Origin of the sequence: Pseudoalteromonas luteoviolacea DSM 6061, from assembly GCF_001625655.1 — a bacterium.
Taxonomy (GTDB): Bacteria; Pseudomonadota; Gammaproteobacteria; order Enterobacterales; family Alteromonadaceae; genus Pseudoalteromonas; species Pseudoalteromonas luteoviolacea.
This window is the reverse complement of sequence record NZ_AUYB01000022.1, coordinates 1-1,218: the sequence shown is the minus strand read 5'-3', so window position 1 is coordinate 1,218 and position 1,218 is coordinate 1. Positions and strand designations below refer to the sequence as shown.

1 protein-coding gene is annotated in these 1,218 nt (G+C 41.8%); it reads left to right on the top strand.

All coding sequences use genetic code 11. The features are described from left to right. Positions 1 to 75 precede the first annotated feature (75 nt). Entirely contained in the window at positions 76 to 1,197 is a 1,122-nt protein-coding gene (locus N475_RS01235; protein WP_063359115.1) for an ISAs1 family transposase, read from the top strand. Positions 1,198 to 1,218: the final 21 nt, after the last annotated feature.

Sequence of the window (1,218 nt, the reverse complement as noted above, 5' to 3'; positions counted from 1 at the left end):
CAGGGCAAGATCATGAACTTTACCTTGACATAAATTTATGATCTCATACTGCTTTTCAGATTAAGCAGTCAAATTATGTCAGTTAATACGTTGTTCGAGTACTTTTCTTCAATTGATGACCCTCGCCAGCAAGGCAAAGTTCAACATCCATTATTCGATATTCTGTTTCTTACTATTAGTGCCGTAATCGCAGGTTGCCAAGGTTGGGAAGAAATTGAAGATTTTGCCCATGACAAACTAACTTGGTTACGTAAATTTATAGCGTTAGCAAACGGCGTGCCGCGGCACGACACGATTGCAAGGGTTATAAGCCGCATCGATATGACCCAGTTTCAAACCTGTTTCTCTCAATGGATGCAAAGTTGTAGCGAGCTAACAGACGGCAGTGTGGTTGCCATTGATGGAAAAAGACTAAAAGGTTCGTTCAAACAATCAGATAGAAAAGATGCCATCCATATAGTCAGCGCGTTTGCCTGTGAAAATAGCGTGACATTAGGTCAATGTAAGACCGACTCAAAATCCAATGAAATCACAGCTATCCCGGAGTTACTTCAGTTGCTAGAGGTAAAAGGTTGCTTAGTGACGATTGATGCAATGGGCTGCCAAAAGGAGATTGCAAAGCAAATTATAGATAAAGAAGCGGACTATTTGCTGGCACTCAAAGCCAATCAGGGCAGCTTATTTGAACAAGTAAAACAATGCTTACAGCCAGAAATCACACGTCAAATAGCGAATGATAGCCTACTAAGTGAAGTCGATTATCAACGAGGACGAGAAGAGTTCAGAGCGGCTGTTGTCTCCCATGATATGGCCCAAATTCCGGCAAGTGCAAGCTGGCCTAATTTACAAAGTGTAGGCGTGATAGTGTCTTATCGTAAAATAGATAACCAACAGCAAGGTGAATTAACATATCGATATTACATCAGCTCAGCAAACTTGAGTGCACAAAGACTAGCTGAGGCCACACGAGCACATTGGCATATCGAGAACAGTCTTCATTGGTGTTTGGATGTAGCAATGAATGAAGATGGTTGCCGTATACGCCGTGACGGTGCAGCAGAAGTGTTTGCTGGTGTAAGGCATATTGCATTGAATTTATTAAAGAAAGAGACATCTTTTAACAAAGGTGTGCGCGCTAAACAGCTAAAAGCAGCTAGGAACGAGAACTATCTAGAAAAGGTATTGAATAGCAAGTGATTTTTCATGCTCTTGCCCTGG